The organism is Sphingobium xenophagum (assembly GCF_002288285.1).
GTDB classification, from domain to species: Bacteria; Pseudomonadota; Alphaproteobacteria; order Sphingomonadales; family Sphingomonadaceae; genus Sphingobium; species Sphingobium xenophagum.
The window spans coordinates 2,008,598-2,024,506 of the sequence record NZ_CP022745.1 but is presented as its reverse complement, the minus strand read 5'-3'; the positions used below and the strand labels follow the sequence as shown (position 1 = coordinate 2,024,506).

The following is a 15,909-nucleotide window of genomic DNA, read 5'->3' as shown; positions in this document are numbered from 1 at the left end:
AATGTCATCGTGCTGCCACGATGTCAGCGCATTTGGAGATTAGGACGCCTGCCATGACTGTGCATGATCCCATCCTTGCCGCCGCGCAGCGCGCCCGTGTGACCATTCCCGATGACGTGGCGATGCTGCGTGCGGCGGCCGACCTGACGCGCGACCTGTCCACCGCCAATCCGCGCATCTACTGGCCCGACATGCTGGCGTCCGCGCTGATCGGCTGGGGTGCGCTGGCGGGTGCTATCCTGATCGACAGCGTGCCGCTGGCCATAGCCTGCGCGGTGATTGCGATGCTGGCGCTGTATCGGGCGGCCAGCTTCATCCACGAACTCACCCATATCCGCGCCGGCGCGCTGCCCGGTTTCCGCGCCGCGTGGAACCTGATCGTGGGCATTCCGCTGATGATCCCGTCCTTCATGTATGAAGGCGTCCATACCCAGCATCACGCCCGCACCCGCTATGGCACGGCGGAAGATCCGGAATATCTGCCGCTCGCGCTCATGAAGCCCTGGTCGCTGCCGCTGTTCATCCTCGTCGCCGCGCTGGCGCCTGTCGGCCTTATCCTGCGCTTTGCTGTGCTGACGCCATTGTCCCTTATCATCCCGCCGCTCCGCGCGAAGATGATCGGTGAACTGTCCGCGCTGTCGATCAATCCGGCCTATCGCCGCCGCAAGCCCGAAGGGGCCTTCGCCCGCATGTGGGCGTGGCAGGAGGCTGGCGCGTCCCTGTTCGCGCTGGCGCTGGTCGGCAGCGTGTTCGTGGTCGGGTGGAAGCCGTTGCTGGTCTATATGGCCGTCCATTCGGCGATGACCGTCATCAACCAGCTGCGCACTCTGGTCGCGCATTTGTGGGAGAATGAAGGCGAACCGATGACCGTGACGGCGCAATATCTCGATTCGGTCAATGTGCCCCCGCCCGGCAGCCTGCCTGCGCTATGGGCGCCGGTCGGCCTGCGCTATCATGCGTTGCACCACCTGCTGCCCAGCGTGCCCTATCACAATCTGGCCGCCGCGCACCGCAAGCTGGTGGCGACGCTGGACCCGCAATCGCCCTATCATCGCGGCAATTATCGCGGGATGATGCCGCTGGTCGGCAAGATCGCCCGCAGCACCATGGTGGCGCGCTAGGCTATTCTTCCGTCCTGAACAGCACAGTCTCACCGACCAGCAGGAACAGCAGGAAGGGCGCCCAGGCCGCCAGAAACGGCGGATAAGCGCCCAGGCTACCCATCGCGAGCGAGAAATTGTCGGCGACGAAATAGGCAAAGCCCAGCGCCATGCCCATCACTGCGCGCACGAACAACTGGCCCGATCGCGCCAGCCCGAACGCCGCGACCGACCCCAATATCGGCATCAGCAGGGCCGAAAGCGGGCCGGACAGCTTGTGCCACAAATTGGCCTCCAACTCCGCCGTGGGTCGCCCGGCATCATGCAGGTCGGAAATCGCGGCCTGAAGCTGGCTGAAGGTCAGGGCATCGGGATCGACCTTGGCCAGGGTGAACTGGTCAGGGCGAATGTCGCGGCCAAAACGCACCGTGCCGACATTGGTCACGGTGCCGCGCGCCACGTCGAACTGGCGCGCCTCTTCCAGCACCCAGCTCTTGTCCGCCGCGTCATAATGGCCGCGCGGCGCCTGGATGATGGTCGTCAGGCTGTTGTTGATGCGGTTGAAAATCTCGACCTTGCGCAACTGCACCTGCGTACCGCGCCCGGCGACGATGGCGGCGTTGACCAGATTATTGCCGTCGCGCACCCAGGGATTGCTTTTGACCCCGCTATCGCGCGGGATCGGGCCGTAATCGACCGCTTGCCAGGCACTGAGCGCCGCGGTGGACCGGGCGACGATCCGGTCGTTGAAGGCATAGCTGATGATCGCAACGCCCAGCGCGGACACCACAAGCGGGGCCAATATCTGGTGCGCGGACAGGCCCGCCGCCTTCATCGAGATGATTTCGCTATTCTGGTTCAGCGTCGCCAGCATCACCAGCGTACCGAGCAGCACCGAAAAAGGCAGGAAGCGCGCCACGATCTGCGGCACGCGCAGGCCGACATAATGCCACAATTGCGCGTCGCCATTGCCGGGATAGGCAAGGATGTCGCCTGACTGGCCCAGAAGGTCGAGCGTCTGTAGCACCAGCACCAGCAGCGCCAGCACCGCCAGCGTCCGCGTAAGGAACAGGCGCGCCATGTACCAGCTGATCTGGCGCGAGGGGAAGAAAGCAAATTGCATGGGTCAGGCGGCTCCTTCCGCCGCGGGCGGGCGTCGACGGCCCAGCCGCAACAGGCGCACGATCTGCTTGCCCACCTTGGCAAAGGCGACTTCCAGCGCGCCGATCGGCTGCCCGCCGGGGCGGTGCGCGATGACATGATACATCCAGAAGATCAGGCCCGCCGTCAGCAGAAATGGTCCCCATAGCGCGATGATCGGGTCGACCTTGCCCAGCGCGCCCACGCTTTCGCCATATTGGTTGACCTTGTGATAGGTCACGATGAAGATGATCGACAGGAACACGCCCAGCGCCGATGTCGACCGCTTGGGCGGGATCGCAAAGGCCAGCGCTGCCAGCGGCAACAGCATCATCATCACCACTTCCACCATGCGGAAGTGGAAATTGGCGCGCACTTCGTTGCGCAATTTGTCCGGGGTGGCCGGATCGCGGCCTATGACGATCAGTTCGGGGATCGTCTTTTCCCGATCGACGTCGCGCCCGCGGAAATTTTCGATCTGCGGCAGGTCGATCGGCAGGTCGTGGCTGGAAAAGGACAGGATTCGCGGCGTCTTATATTTGGGCGCGTCGTTGACCAGAACGCCGTCGCGCAGGCGGAAGATGATCGTGTCGGGATCGTCCGTCGCCAGGAACATGCCCTGCGCCGCCGTGACCGCGACCGATTGTCCGTCCCGGCTGACCGCGCGGACGAAAATCCCCTGCAGATTGCGCCCGCCGTCCAGGCTGCGTTCGATCCGCATCGTCATCCGCTTGCCCAGATTGGTGAACTCGCCGACCTTGATCGACGCACCCAGCGCACCCGACCGCAATTCGAATCGCAGCGCTTCATAGGCGTGGCGGGACAGCGGCTGGACGAAGCCGACAATGCCGAAATTAAGCAGCGCGAGCGCAATCGCATACATGTACGGCACCCGCAGCAGCCGCCCGTAGGACAGGCCGACCCCGCGCATCACGTCCAGTTCCGACGACAGCGCCAGTTTGCGGAAGGCCAGCAGGATGCCAAGCATCAGGCCGATGGGAATGCCGAGCGAGAGATATTCGGGCAGCATGTTCGCCAGCATCCGCCACACGACGCTGACCGGCCCGCCTTCCGCCGCGACGAAATCGAACAGGCTGAGCATCTTGTCCAGCACCAGCAGCATCGCGGCGATCACGAGCGTACCCAGCATGGGCACCGCGATCAGGCGGGCAAGATAACGGTCGGTGGCGGTCAGCATTCTCTAAGTCGTCGTCCCATCACCATGTTTTGGCCGCAAACCCATTCCATATTGGAATCAGGAAAATAGCGGGGCGAACAGGGGCTGCCGTCCGACCCGATCGGGCGGCTATAGCTTCCAGGAGTCTAATGGTCATGGTAAAAGTTGCAGTGGGTCTGATGTCGGTGGCAGCGATGATCGCAGCTATCCCGGCAATGGCCCATGGTCAGGTCATTCCCAACGATCTGGAACGTTGCGGCGGCAGCCGGAACGGCCCGGCCGTATTGGTCGACGTGCGCGGCTTTGCGGCGGAAACCGGCAAGGTGCGCGTCCAATCCTACCCCGCCACCAAATCCGCCTGGTTGAGCAAGGGCGAATGGCTCAATCGTATCGACATTCCGGTTCGCCCGTCCAATGGCACGATGCGCTTTTGCATGCCGGTGCCGCAGCCGGGCAAATATGGCATCGCCGTGCGTCATGATCGCGATGGCAATGGCAAGACCGACATCAGCCGCGACGGCGGTGGTTTTTCCAACAATCCGTCGATCAACATCTTCAATCTGGGCAAGCCTGGGGTCGAAAAGGCCGCTTTCTATGCCGGTCCCGGCGTGACGAAAATCACCATCACCCTCAAATATATGTGATCAAAAGCCATGGTCTGCGTCGCGCTCCTGTCCAATCCCAAGTCCACGGGCAACCGCCAGACCCTGCCGCGCGTTCGCAGCTATTGCGCCAGCAACCCGGACATCTTCCATTATGAAGTGGAGCATGTCGACCAGATCGGCCGCGCGCTCCAGACGATTGCCCGCGTCGATCCCGTCGTCATCGTCATCAATGGCGGCGACGGTACGGTGCAGGCGGCGCTGACCGAGCTTTACCAGGGCGAACATTTCAAGGGCCGGGTGCCGCCCATCGCCGTGCTGCCCAATGGCAAGACCAACCTGATCGCGCTCGACCTTGGCATCCATGGCGATCCCATCAAGGCGCTGGAACGAATCGTCGCGCTGGCCAAGGCTGGCGTTGACGACCATGTCGTCGCGCGCGAACTGATCGCCCTGTCGGACGGGCAGGTCGGCAGCCGCCCGGTGCTGGGCATGTTTTTGGGCGGCGCGGGGCTGGCCGATTACATGCTCTATTGCCGCAACCAGATCTATCCGCTGGGCCTGTCCAACGGCCTCAGCCATTTCCTGACGGCGATGGCGGTGCTGGTTTCCCTGATTTTCGGCATCCGCGCCAAATTCCTGCCGCCATCCAGCAAGCCGGTCAGCATATCCCTGATCCGCGACGGGCAACTGGCCGGGCGATTCTCCGTGCTGATCGTCACCACGCTGGAACGACTGCTGCTCGGCGTCCAGCCGGGCGACAGCCGCCGGGGCAATATGAAGCTGATGGCGGTGGAACAGAGCTTGCCAGCCCTGCTGCGCCTGATCTTTGCAAGCCTCTTCAAGCGCGTGGGCAAGAGCCAGATGCAGGGCATCCATCTGGAACAGGGCGACACCATCCGGATCGAGGGCAATCACAGCAGCGTCATTCTGGACGGCGAACTGTTCGAAGCGTCGGAAGGCAAGCCGATCGTGCTGCGATCGACCCAGCCCGTACCGTTCCTGCGGCTGGCGGCTTAGGGCGAGACGCGACCATTTGCCGACGCTAAGCAACTTCGCAATTCGGCTCAAAACCGGACGCTCGAAAGCATTGCTGTTCGTCACAGCCCTCCGCATAATAAGCTCATGAAAAACATCCAGATCATTGACGGTGCGCTCAATGCGACCTTCAGCCTGTTTCAAGCCACTGACGATGAATTTGGTGCGATTTTTGTCGGGAATAGTGACATGGCAATCATTGAGGACGTGTTTGCGCGTCTTGGGGATGCCGAAGCGGGCCGCGTTATTTCGCCTCTTTGGGATCGCCCCATTCTGAAGAGCGAAGCGCAGGGGATACATGGAACGCTATTCTACGACTATGATGACCGGCGAGAAAGCTTCCCGCCATCAATGCGTGAGGTTGATTGGGATGAGCTTTCTATCAATCAGGCGCAAAGAGAACTGTTTCGCGCAAAGCGGTAAGGCTGTTTCCACCTGAAACTGCGAGCGAAGTCGCCAGTCCGCTAACCACCCTTTTTCGTCATTCCCGCGAAAGCGGGAACCCATCTCCCAAACTCTCAACACGGTGCGAAGGCGGGAAATGGATCCCCGCCTTCGCGGGGATGACGGTGTGGGAAGGGCACGGCGGCTACCCACCCAAACCGCCCTTCCTCAGCCCCGCAATTCCACCCAGGTCGGCGCATGGTCGCTGGCCTTCTCTCTGCCGCGGAACTCCTTGTCCACCTGCGCATCGACCAGACGGTCGGCGGCGGCGGGGCTGAGCAGCAGATGGTCGATGCGGAAGCCCGCGTCGCGGGGCCAGGCGTTCATCTGATAGTCCCAATAGGTCCACACCCCGCCCGCGGGATGGCGGCTGCGCAGCGCGTCGGTCCAGCCATCGGCCAGCAACCGGCGATAGGCGGCGCGGCTTTCGGGCTGCATCAGTGCGTCGTCCGCCATCGCCTTGACCGAATAGACATCATCGTCGCGCGGGATGACATTATAGTCGCCTGCCAGAATCGCGGGCACTTCCTCCACCCAGATTTCCGCCGCACGGGCGCGCAGGCGCTTCATCCAGCGCAGCTTGTAATCGAATTTGGGGCCGGGCTGCGGATTCCCGTTGGGCAGATAGATGCTGGCGACGCGCACGCCCTTCACATCCGCTTCCAGATAGCGGCTATGCTCGTCCTCCGGCTCGCCCTCCAGCCCGCGCCGCACTTCCACCGGGGTTTCGCCGCGCGCCAGGATAGCAACGCCGTTAAACCCCTTCTGCCCGTGCCAGATGACGCCATAGCCCGCCGCTTCTATATCCTTGGCCGGGAAGGTCTCGTCGGACGTCTTGATTTCCTGCAGGCAGGCAATGTCAGGCCGCGTTTCGTCCAGCCATTCCAGCAGGCGCGGCAGGCGCGCCTTGATGCCGTTGATGTTGAAGGTGGCGATGCGCATGACCTAACCCAATCCGTTTCGATTCCAATGTCGATGCCCCGCCCATAGCATGAAATGCGCTCCCGCGAAGGCGGCAGCCCCGTTCCGATGGCTCGACTGGACTCCCGCCTTCGCGGGAGCACGTCATGGATGAAATCAGACCGAGAAGCTCGTGCCGCAGCCGCAGCCAGCAGTGGCGTTGGGATTGGTCACCTTGAACGCCGCGCCGCCAAGGTCGGAAACGAAATCGACCGCCGACCCGCGCACCAGGTCCAGGCTGACGTCATCCACCACCAGCGTCACCCCGTCGCGCTCGACCGCCAGGTCATCCGCCTCGACCGCATCGGCCAGGCCGAAGCGATACTGGAAGCCGGAGCAGCCGCCCCCCTCCACCGCCAGCCGCAGGATCGCAGGCTTGCCCTGCTTGGCAGCGATCGCGGCAACACGGGCAGCGGCAGATGAGGTGAGATCAATATCGGTCATGCTACCCTAGATAGGATGACGCAAAAGGCCCGGCAACCCATAGGGTACCGGGCCTTTTACGAAAGTCGATAAAAGCGCGATCAGTCGATGCTCTTTTCCTGCGCCTTGGTCGGGCCGCCCATGGCGACCGGGGGCTTGTTGTTCATCGCCACCAGATAGTCGGTGCCAGCGACGAAGGGCAGCGGGTTGATCGCGGCTCCGTCAACACGGACTTCATAATGAAGGTGGCTGCCGGTCGAGCGGCCGGTCGATCCCATCAGGCCGATGATCTGGCCGCGCTTGACGAAGCTGTTGGCGGGCACCAGCAGCTTGGACATATGGCCGTAGCGCGTTTCCATGCCATTGCCATGAGAGATCTGGACGAGATTGCCATAACCGCTGGCCCAGCCAGCACGGTTGACGATGCCGTCGGCGGTGGCGTGGATCGGCGTGCCGACGGGACCGGGAATATCGATGCCCTTGTGCATCCGGGCGCTGCCATTGAACGGATCAGACCGGACGCCGAAATTGGAGGTCAGCGCCAGTTTTTCGACCGGGCGGCCCGACGGGATATAGGCAGCGGTCTTGGCATTGCCATCGAGGCGTTGAAGGCTGGAGAAGAGGTTAGAGAAACCGACATCCTGCGGCCCAAGGGCGCTGGTGTTGATTTCCGACGCATCGCCATAGGGATCGTCGGTTTCCGTCGCATTGGCCGATGCAGCGGCGCAGAGTGCGCCCGCGATACCGAGTCCTGCGAAAATCTTTGTCGCCTTTACGGCAGATTGGAACAAACGCGCACCACGAGTATTGATCATATGACGTTCAAACATGCCGACCCCGACTATGTCACCGGAGGCTTATGCCCCTCGGCGCTTCCCGTGTTACTTTTTGGCGACCTGGATCGCCCCCGCTGTTAGGCAGACTGCAAATCGGCGGTCATGTTGCAAGCGCGGCGTAGAATTCTAGCGTCAAACCGGCCTGCCGACGCGCTGAGTCGTTGAACGGTGGCTTAACCGAACCACGAAAATGCCTTTTCACAAGCATTTGGTAATGATTTGGGGCGGACAGCCCCAATCGGTTCGTCGCCGCAAGGAACCATGTCGTCCCTGCGGCGACATGGCGAATCTCATCCGCCATGATGCGGCGCAGGGACTTTGCCGACACAAAGTCGCCCGCCCCTTCGAACCGCTCGACCGTCGCTGGCGTGATGTCTAGGGCGCGCGCTTCCAGCACCATCGGGACGATGGCGAGCCGGGCGAGAACGTCGTGCGCCGTTTCCTCCGCCGCCTGCCACAGCCCGTCATGGGCGGGGAGCGCGCCATAATGGCTGCCGCACTGGCGCAGCCGCCGGTCGAGCAGCGCGAAATGCATCGCTTCCTCAGCACCAACCTGCATCCACTGGTCGACAAAGGCCGGCGGGAACTGATCGCCGAAACGACCGATCAGGTCGAACGCAAGGTCGATCGCGACAAATTCGATATGGGCCAGCGCGTGGAGCATGGCGACGCGCGATCGCGCCGACCCCATCTTGCCGCGTCGGGGCATCTGGCCAGGATGCAGCAGGACGGGCGCGTCCGGGCGCGCGGGCTGATCGGGCATCGCCCCATCGAAGCGGTGCGCCAGCCGTCCCAGCCGCCACGCCCGCGCGACGGCGCGCGCAGCCATGACCTTGGCATGGGGATCGGCAGTCAGCAGGACATGGCGGCACGCCGCCCCGACACTGTCGGGCAGGGTCAAAGCGCCTTCGCCGCCTCCAGCACCTCGGCGGCATGCCCCTTGACCTTCACCTTGGGCCAGACCCGCGCGACAACGCCGTCCGCACCGATCAGGAAGGTCGCCCGCTCGATCCCCATATATTTGCGGCCATAGAGCGACTTTTCGAGCCATGTCCCGAACGCCTCGCAGGCATCGCCCGACTCGTCCGACGCCAATGTGACCGTCAGGCCATATTTGTCGGCGAATTTCTTGAGCTTGGCGGGCTTGTCCTTCGACACGCCGACCACCGGCACGCCCAGCGCGGCAAAGTCGCCGGCCAGTTCGGTGAAATCCTTGGCCTCATTGGTGCAGCCGGGCGTGTCCGCCTTGGGATAGAAATAGACCACGACCGGCTTGCCCCGATAGCGAGCCAGGGTGAAATCCGCGCCATCAGCATCCTTGAGCGCGACGTCGGGCGCGCTGTCGCCTTGTACCAGCATCACATATCCTCCTGATAGGGCGCGGCGAGCGCAGCCCAGGCTTGGGCTATGCTTTGCCGCGCCTTGGCATAGCTTTCAAGCAACCTGTCCCAATGTTCAGCACCGCAGGCGCGGGCGACCAGCGGGCGCGTCGCTTCGGGCGGTTCGGTCGAAGAAGGCGACACTAACCTCGACACAATCAAATAGCGCGTGATGAGCGCATGGGCCTCGATCAGATCGGCAGGCAGATGGCCCGCCTCCACCAGCATGGCCAGCGCCTTGCCCAGATCGGGGTCGAACGCCATGCCGTAGCGGAATTGATTGATGTGGATCAGAAATTCCAGATCAACCAGACCACCCGGCACCAATTTGACGTCCAGTTCGCTCGCTGGCGGCTTATGGGTTGCGATGTCGCCGCGCATCTTGACGGCCTCTCGCTCCAAATCATTGATATTGCGTTCTTTTTCTAATGTTTCGGTCAGAATGGCGGCCAACGCCGTGCGGGCCTTGGCCGATCCGAATATCGGCCGCGCCCGCGTCAGCGCCAGATGCTCCCAGGCCCACGCCTCTTCGCGCTGATATTTGGCGAAACTGTCGAAACTGACCGCCAGCAGGCCCTGCGCGCCCGATGGGCGGAGCCGCGTATCGACCTCATAAAGCGGGCCGGAAGCGGTATGGACCGACAGCGCGTTGACGATGCGCTGCGCCAACCGGTTGAAATATTGGGTCGCGCCCAGAGGCTTGGGGCCGTCGGATTCGGCGCGGAAATCGCCGGTGAACAGGAAGATGACATCCAGGTCCGATGCATGGGTCAACACCCCGCCCCCCAGCCGCCCCAGCGCCAGAATGACGATCTCGCCCCCTGGCACCCGGCCATGTGCAGCCTCGAACTCCGCAACCGTCCCAGCCGCCAACGCCTCGATCGCGGCCTCCGCCACCCGGCCATAGCCGCGCCCGGCCTCCAGCGGATCGCCGCCCCGGATGATCTGCGCGCCCAGCGCGAAACGGCGATCGCCCACGCGCTGGCGCACCCGGTCGAGCAAGGCCTGATAATCCTCGCCCGGCTCCAGCGCGGCCAGTTGCCCGGCCAATATCTCGACCGGCGGCGGCGGGTCGAAAGCCGTGGCGTCAATCAGGCCGTCGATCAGTTCCGCCCGCCGCGCCAGCGCATCGGCCAGCGTCGGCGCATGACTCAATATCTCCGCCAGCAGCGCGACCAGCGCGGGCCGCGCGGCGAGCAGCTTGAAGAAATTGATCGCGCTGGGCAGTCGTCCGATCATGTCGTCCAGCCGGTTGAGCGCGCGCGAAGGATCGGGCGCGGTCGCCAGCGCGCGCATCAGGCCAGGCAGCAGGCTTTCCAGCGCTTCGCGCGATGGGCCGCTGCGCAGCGCCCGCACCTTGCCCGCGCGCCAGTGGGCGATCCGCGCCATCGCCGTTTCAGGATCGGCAAAGCCCATCTCGACCAGTTGCCCGGCCAGCAGCGCCTCATCCTGCGACAGGGAGGCGTCATCCTGTTCGGGGCTGAGCCGGTCATAATTCTGCCCGACCCATTCGACCTGCGGCCGCAACAGGTCCAGCAGCGCGTCGCCATCGACCACACCATGGAGCCGCGCGACATTGTCCATCGCTTCCGCCGATTTGGGCAGTTCGTGGGTCTGCAAATCCTCCACCATCTGAAGCCGGTGCTCGATGGTGCGGAACAGGACATAAGCCTCGTCCAGCCGCGCCGCGACGTCAGGCTCGATCAACCCCGCCTGCGCCAGCGCCGCCAATGCCTGCCGCGTATTGCCCGATCGCAGCGCCGGGTCGCGACCGCCATGGATCAACTGGTGAACCTGCGCGAAAAATTCGACCTCGCGGATGCCACCCCGCCCCGTTTCAGGTCAAATCCCGGCCCGAACGCCTGCCCCTGCGCATAATGGTCGCGAATTCGGCGGCTGATGTCGACGATCGCGTCGATCGCGCTGAAATCCAGATGCCGCCGCCAGACGAAGGGGCGAATCTGGCGCAGGAAATAGTCGCCCAGCGCCATGTCCCCTGCCGCCGCGCGCGACCGGATGAAGGCCGCCTGTTCCCACCCCAGCGCGGTCGATTCATAATAGCCGATCGCCGCTTCCACCGGCAGGGCGATCGGCGTCGCTTCGGGCGAGGGACGCAGGCGCAGGTCGACCCGGAATACATAGCCGTCGCCATCGCGCGCGGTCAGCAATTCGCTCATCCGCCGCCCGATCCGAACCGCTGCATCGGCGGGATCTTCGCGCGGGCCGTGCGGCAGCGTGGCGGGATCGTAGAGCAGTATGGGGTCGATATCCGACGAATAATTCAGCTCGCGGCTGCCATGCTTGCCCAGCGCCAGCACGACGAACCCTTTATGCTCGGCATCGGGATAGCGTTCGGCCATGGCGGCGGCCAGCGCTTCCTCCACGGCGGTATCGGCGAAATCGGACAGGGTGCGCGTCACCCGGTCCAGCCCCCATGCCCCGGACAGATCGGCAGCCGCCGTCACCAGCGCGATCCCCGTGCGCCGCCGCCGCAAGGACCGGGCGACGCCATCCTCCGGCTGGCCAAGCGCCTGCGCCACAGCCAGAGCCGCGTCCATGTCTCCGGTCGCCAGCGCCGCCGCCACTTCAGGGTAGCGATCCAGCGCGCGCGTCAGAAAGGGCGAATGGCCGCGTATCCGCGCGAGTGTTTCGGGCCAGTCCGTCACCATCGTCTCTCCCCTTGCGCCGGGCCTGCTGTCGCGCGCTATCGCTTGGGCTTGCGACGAATGCCAGAAACTTTTGCCTGCGACGTCCGTTCTACTGACATGGAAATGCAGCGCAAATCGTCCGGCCGATCGGCACCGGGTCGCCAAGGCGACAAGGGACGGGTTGTGACTGTCGCGCTTCCCCTGCCTTATGAAGGCGTTGGCAATGCGCTGCGCTCTACCTACGCGCCGCCGCGCGATGGGCTGCCCGACGATATGACCGCCCTGCTGGCTCGGCTCGATGTGTTCAGCCGGTAAAGCGCTGATCGGCACAGGCATTTATTTACCGATTTTGGATATTGTCGCCCGGTCGATCAGCAAGAAGTCCAGGCGATGATATACCGCAATTTTGCCATCTGCACGGTGATCGCAGCACCCTTGGTCGTGCTGGCGGTGCAGGACGTGTTGCCCAGGCGTCCCGAATCTTCCCCATCGCAGCCCGCCATCTTCGGCACGTCGCCACCGCCGTCCGTCACCGCGCCCGTAGCGCAACCGGCGGTCCCGCCACCCCCGCCTGCGGATGCGCCAGCCTTTGGCCAGCCAATGGCCGGAGCCGGGCAACCGATGCTCGCGCCGGGCGCTGGCCTGCCTGAACCGAGCGCCGCGCCAACGGACGCCAACGGCCAGATGGTCGACCCGGAGGCAGATCAGGCCGAATCAACCGACGATCAAGGACAATAGGCTCAGAGCGATCCGTTGAACGTGTCGCACTGGGCCGGATCGCCGGTCGACAAGCCCTTGCGCAGCCAGGCCATGCGCTGGGCGCTGCTGCCATGGGTAAAGCTTTCGGGCACTGGACGACGTCCCGCCGCCTTTTGCAGCGTGTCATCGCCAATCGCCTCTGCCGCGCGCACTCCTTCTTCCAGGTCGCCTGCTTCCATCAAATTGGTGTCGCGCGCCGCCCACACCCCGGCATAGCAATCCGCCTGCAATTCCATCTTCACTTGCAGCGCATTGCCCTCCGCTTCCGATGCGCGCTGCTGCGCCCTGCGAATCCGGTCCGCCTCGCCCGTGATGGTCTGGATGTGATGGCCCACTTCATGGGCGATGATATAGCCGATCGGGAAATCGCCCGGCGCGTTGAACCGCGTCTCCATTTCCTTGAAGAAATCGGTGTCGATATAGATGCGCTGGTCGGCGGGCAGTAGAACGGCCCCATCGCCGCCTGCGCCGCGCCGCAGCCTGACTGGCCGTTCTGGCTGTAGAATACCAGCGTCGGCGGCGGATAGCTTTGTCCTTCCGCCCTGAAAATCTCGTCCCAGCGGCGCTCGGTCGATCCCAGCACTTTGAGCGACGTGCGCTGAATGTCGGTCAGTTCGGTCGTCGCAGGGCGCTGCGTCTGCACAGGCTGGCCGCCCCCGCCGCCGCCGATCAGGCTCAATGGGTTCATACCCATGACAATCATGATGATCAGCGCCACGACAATGCCGCCGCACCCGAATCTGCTACCGATCAGCGGCAGGAGCATCCCCAGCCCGCCACCAAAGCCGCCTCCGCCGCCCCGGCCGTCCTGCACCTCGAAATGGCTGCTTTCCTGTTCGTCGTCGAGACGCATGACGCCCTCCCTGTTCAGGCCTGTGCCTAGCCGATTCACCGGATGCTGCAAACCGCCGGAATGGCCAGAGGGTTGCGGGCAAAGCAAATTTTATCTGGCGACATAAAGTTGGATTGCCGTTCGCAAAGCCTATATTGCACTGCATCATGGATATTCAGCCAAAGCCCCTCCGCCGTGCCCGCACGCCTTTGCCCCTCCCCCGCGAAGTCGCGCTCCTGCTTCAGGGGGGCGGCGCGCTGGGTTCCTTCCAGTCTGGCGTCTATGAACGGCTGGACGAACTGGGGGTCGATGTCAGCTGGGTTGCGGGCATATCGATCGGCGCGGTCAACGCCGCGATCATCGCGGGCAACCCGCCCCACCGGCGGATCAGCCGCCTCAAGAAATTCTGGTACACCGTATCGGGCGGAATGCCCAATATCCTGCTGCCCGACATCGACCATATCCGCGAGATCGCGCATCTGGCCGCCGCAGGGACGGTCGCGACCTTTGGTGTGCCGGGCATGTTCCGCCCGCGCCTGTGGCCAGCGACGATGATGCCCGAAGGATCGGCCGGCGCGATCAGCTTTTACGACAGCGCCCCGCTGAAAGACACGCTGGACGCCTGTATCGACTGGGACTTGCTGAATGACGGGCCAGTGCGGCTTTCGGTTGGCGCGGTCGATGTGGAAACGGGCAATTTCGCCTATTGGGACACGCGCGGGCCGGGCGGCAACACCCGGATCGACGCGCGCCACATCATGGCGTCGGGCGCGCTGCCGCCTGGCCTGCCGCCGGTCGAGATTGACGGGCGCTGGTATTGGGACGGCGGTATCGTATCCAATACGCCGCTGGCCCATGTGCTGGACCATCAGACAGAAGACATGCTGGTGTTTCAGGTCGATCTGTTCCCCGCCGAAGGGCCGATGCCGCGCCAGATGACCGACGTCTATTCGCGGACCAAGGACATTCAATATAGCAGCCGTACCCGGCAGGTGACGGACCAGTATCTGCGGCTGCGGCGCGAACATGGCACGATCCGCGCTTTGCTCGACAAACTGCCCGAAGAGCTGCGGAACGATGCGGATGCGCAGCAGTTGCGTCAATATGTCGAAACCGGATCGATCAACATCGTCCACCTCATCTACCGCAGCCGCAACTGGGAAAGCGGCGCGAAGGATTTCGAATTTTCCCGCGCCACGATGCTGGACCATTGGAGCCAGGGCCGCGACGCGGTGGAAGAAGTGATGCACAAGGGCGACCTGATCGCCCGCAACATATTGGATGGCAAGAGCGCCACGTTTGACCTCGACCGTCCCGATCATCTCAAGGAGAAAAAGGCATGAGCAAGTCCCTCGCTGGCAAGACCGCTTTGATCACCGGATCAACATCCGGCATCGGCCTCGCCTATGCCAAGGCGCTGGCTGGCGAAGGCGCGAATGTCGTCATCAACGGCTTTGGCGACAAGGACGCGATCGAAAAGGAGCGGTTGGGTCTGGAGGAACTGAGCGGGGCCAAGGCGCTCTATAGCGGCCATGACCTGACCAAGCAGGAAGAGATCGAGGCCATGATGGCGGAGGCCGCCGCTACCTTTGGCGGGGTCGATATTCTCATCAACAATGCCGGAACCCAGCATGTCGCCCCGGTCGAGGATTTCCCGGTCGACAAGTGGAACCTGATCATCGCGCTCAATCTGACCAGCGCATTCCACACGACGCGGCTGGCCGTCCCCTATATGAAGAGCAAGAAATGGGGCCGGATCATCCAGACCGCCAGCGCGCATTCGCTGACCGCGTCCCCGTTCAAAAGCGCCTATGTGACCGCCAAGCATGGCCTGGCCGGTTTCACCAAGACCGTGGCGCTGGAAGTCGCGACCTGTGGCATTACCGCCAACTGCATTTCGCCCGGCTATGTCTGGACGCCGCTGGTTGAAAACCAGATCCCCGACACGATGAAGGCGCGCGGCATGACGCGCGAGCAGGTCATGAACGATGTGCTGCTGGCGGGCCAGCCGACCAAGCAGTTCGTGACGGTCGAACAGGTCGCCGCGATGGCGCTGTTCCTGTGCAGCGACGCCGCCGCCAATATCACTGGTGCGAATATGAGCATTGACGGCGGATGGACGGCGCAATGACGCGCCGCCCGGCCTGACGTCAGGCCGGGCCAGCCTCCAGCCGGCGCAGCACCGCTTGCAGGCCCTCCTCGCTCGCCGTCGCCAGCGGCAGCGGGCGGTCGGCCATGCCCTCATGCTGGCTGTTGAGGAACAGGATCGCGGCAGGCGCGCCCAGCCTCTCGATCGCGATCCGGGTGACGCGGCCCTGCCGTTCGGCTTCCGCCGGGGACAGGCGCACGGCATTGTGCGGCGTGAAGCGCCGACCCGGCGATGTGCGGTTGGAAGCGGGCGCTGGCGCGGACTGATCGGGTGTGTCGGTCGTCATCGTTCAGCTTTTCAACGTCACGATGCCGACCGGGCCGGGCTTGGTAGACGGGTTGGACGCATTGGCCTTGGGCGGTTTTCCCGCCTTGGGCTTGCGGATTTCCCGGTTCGATTTCTTCTGACCCTTGGCCATGATC

At 63.8% G+C, this 15,909-nt stretch carries 17 protein-coding genes and 2 pseudogenes; 8 read left to right on the top strand and 11 right to left on the bottom strand.

The window, feature by feature from the left end; translation table 11 throughout:
* The first annotated feature begins 53 nt into the window (after nt 1-53).
* Complete coding sequence (locus CJD35_RS09975; RefSeq protein ID WP_095687014.1) at nt 54-1,121, top strand: fatty acid desaturase family protein; 1,068 nt, start codon at nt 54-56, stop codon at nt 1,119-1,121.
* Nucleotide 1,122: 1 nt separating this feature from the next.
* Here the strand turns inward: CJD35_RS09975 and lptG are convergent, their stop codons facing one another.
* Together lptG and lptF are read right to left on the bottom strand one after the other, a co-directional pair.
* Nucleotides 1,123-2,223: an LPS export ABC transporter permease LptG gene (gene lptG / locus CJD35_RS09970; protein WP_017181530.1), complete on the bottom strand. Its 1,101-nt coding sequence runs from the start codon at nt 2,221-2,223 to the stop codon at nt 1,123-1,125.
* A gap of 3 nt (nt 2,224-2,226) precedes the next feature.
* Nucleotides 2,227-3,438, bottom strand: coding sequence for an LPS export ABC transporter permease LptF (gene lptF, locus CJD35_RS09965; protein WP_017181531.1), 1,212 nt, complete (start codon nt 3,436-3,438; stop codon nt 2,227-2,229).
* Between the two features lie 128 nt (nt 3,439-3,566).
* On the opposite strand from lptF, the gene CJD35_RS09960 reads away from it, so the two are divergent.
* From CJD35_RS09960 to CJD35_RS09950, 3 genes are all read left to right on the top strand, one after another.
* Complete coding sequence (locus CJD35_RS09960; RefSeq protein ID WP_017181532.1) at nt 3,567-4,061, top strand: DUF2141 domain-containing protein; 495 nt, start codon at nt 3,567-3,569, stop codon at nt 4,059-4,061.
* A 9-nt stretch (nt 4,062-4,070) separates the two neighbouring features.
* Complete coding sequence (locus CJD35_RS09955) at nt 4,071-5,039, top strand: diacylglycerol/lipid kinase family protein (RefSeq protein WP_017181533.1); 969 nt, start codon at nt 4,071-4,073, stop codon at nt 5,037-5,039.
* A gap of 105 nt (nt 5,040-5,144) precedes the next feature.
* Nucleotides 5,145-5,480: a hypothetical protein gene (locus CJD35_RS09950; protein ID WP_017181534.1), complete on the top strand. Its 336-nt coding sequence runs from the start codon at nt 5,145-5,147 to the stop codon at nt 5,478-5,480.
* A gap of 189 nt (nt 5,481-5,669) precedes the next feature.
* Here CJD35_RS09950 and xth read toward each other — a convergent pair whose 3' ends face one another.
* The 6 genes and pseudogenes from xth to CJD35_RS09920 form a co-directional block, all read right to left on the bottom strand.
* Nucleotides 5,670-6,443: an exodeoxyribonuclease III gene (xth, locus tag CJD35_RS09945; protein WP_017181535.1), complete on the bottom strand. Its 774-nt coding sequence runs from the start codon at nt 6,441-6,443 to the stop codon at nt 5,670-5,672.
* Nucleotides 6,444-6,578: 135 nt separating this feature from the next.
* The gene (erpA, locus tag CJD35_RS09940) at nt 6,579-6,905 is read right to left on the bottom strand and encodes an iron-sulfur cluster insertion protein ErpA (RefSeq protein WP_017181536.1); all 327 of its coding nucleotides are present in this window, start codon (nt 6,903-6,905) and stop codon (nt 6,579-6,581) included.
* Between the two features lie 80 nt (nt 6,906-6,985).
* Nucleotides 6,986-7,699, bottom strand: coding sequence for a M23 family metallopeptidase (locus CJD35_RS09935; protein WP_019051600.1), 714 nt, complete (start codon nt 7,697-7,699; stop codon nt 6,986-6,988).
* Between the two features lie 121 nt (nt 7,700-7,820).
* Nucleotides 7,821-8,621, bottom strand: a complete 801-nt coding sequence (locus CJD35_RS09930) for a ferritin-like domain-containing protein (protein WP_017181538.1) — start codon at nt 8,619-8,621, stop codon at nt 7,821-7,823.
* The gene (bcp, locus tag CJD35_RS09925) at nt 8,618-9,079 is read right to left on the bottom strand and encodes a thioredoxin-dependent thiol peroxidase (protein WP_017181539.1); all 462 of its coding nucleotides are present in this window, start codon (nt 9,077-9,079) and stop codon (nt 8,618-8,620) included. The genes CJD35_RS09930 and bcp overlap by 4 nt, the downstream gene beginning before the upstream one ends.
* A pseudogene (locus tag CJD35_RS09920) lies at nt 9,079-11,768 on the bottom strand (bifunctional [glutamine synthetase] adenylyltransferase/[glutamine synthetase]-adenylyl-L-tyrosine phosphorylase). Before CJD35_RS09920 ends, bcp begins: the two are co-directional and overlap by 1 nt.
* Before the next feature lie 96 nt (nt 11,769-11,864).
* Between CJD35_RS09920 and CJD35_RS09915 the strand changes: the two are divergent.
* Together CJD35_RS09915 and CJD35_RS09910 are read left to right on the top strand one after the other, a co-directional pair.
* Nucleotides 11,865-12,062 carry a hypothetical protein gene (locus CJD35_RS09915; RefSeq protein WP_017181541.1) on the top strand — a complete coding sequence of 66 codons (198 nt, stop codon included), beginning with the start codon at nt 11,865-11,867 and terminating at the stop codon, nt 12,060-12,062.
* A 105-nt stretch (nt 12,063-12,167) separates the two neighbouring features.
* A complete protein-coding gene (locus CJD35_RS09910) occupies nt 12,168-12,485 on the top strand; it encodes a hypothetical protein (protein ID WP_244917180.1) in 318 nt (105 codons plus the stop codon).
* A 2-nt stretch (nt 12,486-12,487) separates the two neighbouring features.
* Here the strand turns inward: CJD35_RS09910 and ypfJ are convergent.
* Nucleotides 12,488-13,359, bottom strand: a pseudogene (gene ypfJ / locus CJD35_RS09905) (KPN_02809 family neutral zinc metallopeptidase).
* 146 nt (nt 13,360-13,505) lie between these two features.
* On the opposite strand from ypfJ, the gene CJD35_RS09900 reads away from it, so the two are divergent.
* The gene (locus CJD35_RS09900; protein WP_017181544.1) at nt 13,506-14,681 is read left to right on the top strand and encodes a patatin-like phospholipase family protein; all 1,176 of its coding nucleotides are present in this window, start codon (nt 13,506-13,508) and stop codon (nt 14,679-14,681) included.
* On the top strand, nt 14,678-15,469 hold the full coding sequence (locus tag CJD35_RS09895; RefSeq protein ID WP_017181545.1) for a 3-hydroxybutyrate dehydrogenase: 792 nt from the start codon (nt 14,678-14,680) through the stop codon (nt 15,467-15,469). Before CJD35_RS09900 ends, CJD35_RS09895 begins: the two co-directional genes overlap by 4 nt.
* 19 nt (nt 15,470-15,488) lie before the next feature.
* Here the strand turns inward: CJD35_RS09895 and CJD35_RS09890 are convergent, their stop codons facing one another.
* A complete protein-coding gene (locus CJD35_RS09890; RefSeq protein ID WP_017181546.1) occupies nt 15,489-15,773 on the bottom strand; it encodes a hypothetical protein in 285 nt (94 codons plus the stop codon).
* Between the two features lie 3 nt (nt 15,774-15,776).
* Nucleotides 15,777-15,905 (bottom strand): hypothetical protein, encoded by a 129-nt coding sequence (locus tag CJD35_RS23395; protein ID WP_017181547.1) that lies wholly within the window; start codon nt 15,903-15,905, stop codon nt 15,777-15,779.
* Nucleotides 15,906-15,909: the final 4 nt, after the last annotated feature.

What these genes read in the sequence shown, in the direction of transcription:
- CJD35_RS09900 (WP_017181544.1), top strand. Translation starts at nt 13,506, where the DNA reads ATGGATATTCAGCCAAAGCCCCTCCGCCGTGCCCGCACGCCTTTGCCC.
- bcp (WP_017181539.1), bottom strand. Translation starts at nt 9,079, where the DNA reads ATGCTGGTACAAGGCGACAGCGCGCCCGACGTCGCGCTCAAGGATGCT.
- lptF (WP_017181531.1), bottom strand. Translation starts at nt 3,438, where the DNA reads ATGCTGACCGCCACCGACCGTTATCTTGCCCGCCTGATCGCGGTGCCC.
- CJD35_RS09935 (WP_019051600.1), bottom strand. Translation starts at nt 7,699, where the DNA reads ATGATCAATACTCGTGGTGCGCGTTTGTTCCAATCTGCCGTAAAGGCG.
- CJD35_RS09915 (WP_017181541.1), top strand. Translation starts at nt 11,865, where the DNA reads ATGGAAATGCAGCGCAAATCGTCCGGCCGATCGGCACCGGGTCGCCAA.
- CJD35_RS09950 (WP_017181534.1), top strand. Translation starts at nt 5,145, where the DNA reads ATGAAAAACATCCAGATCATTGACGGTGCGCTCAATGCGACCTTCAGC.
- CJD35_RS09960 (WP_017181532.1), top strand. Translation starts at nt 3,567, where the DNA reads ATGGTCATGGTAAAAGTTGCAGTGGGTCTGATGTCGGTGGCAGCGATG.
- erpA (WP_017181536.1), bottom strand. Translation starts at nt 6,905, where the DNA reads ATGACCGATATTGATCTCACCTCATCTGCCGCTGCCCGTGTTGCCGCG.
- CJD35_RS23395 (WP_017181547.1), bottom strand. Translation starts at nt 15,905, where the DNA reads ATGGCCAAGGGTCAGAAGAAATCGAACCGGGAAATCCGCAAGCCCAAG.
- lptG (WP_017181530.1), bottom strand. Translation starts at nt 2,223, where the DNA reads ATGCAATTTGCTTTCTTCCCCTCGCGCCAGATCAGCTGGTACATGGCG.
- CJD35_RS09955 (WP_017181533.1), top strand. Translation starts at nt 4,071, where the DNA reads ATGGTCTGCGTCGCGCTCCTGTCCAATCCCAAGTCCACGGGCAACCGC.
- CJD35_RS09890 (WP_017181546.1), bottom strand. Translation starts at nt 15,773, where the DNA reads ATGACGACCGACACACCCGATCAGTCCGCGCCAGCGCCCGCTTCCAAC.
- CJD35_RS09895 (WP_017181545.1), top strand. Translation starts at nt 14,678, where the DNA reads ATGAGCAAGTCCCTCGCTGGCAAGACCGCTTTGATCACCGGATCAACA.
- CJD35_RS09975 (WP_095687014.1), top strand. Translation starts at nt 54, where the DNA reads ATGACTGTGCATGATCCCATCCTTGCCGCCGCGCAGCGCGCCCGTGTG.
- xth (WP_017181535.1), bottom strand. Translation starts at nt 6,443, where the DNA reads ATGCGCATCGCCACCTTCAACATCAACGGCATCAAGGCGCGCCTGCCG.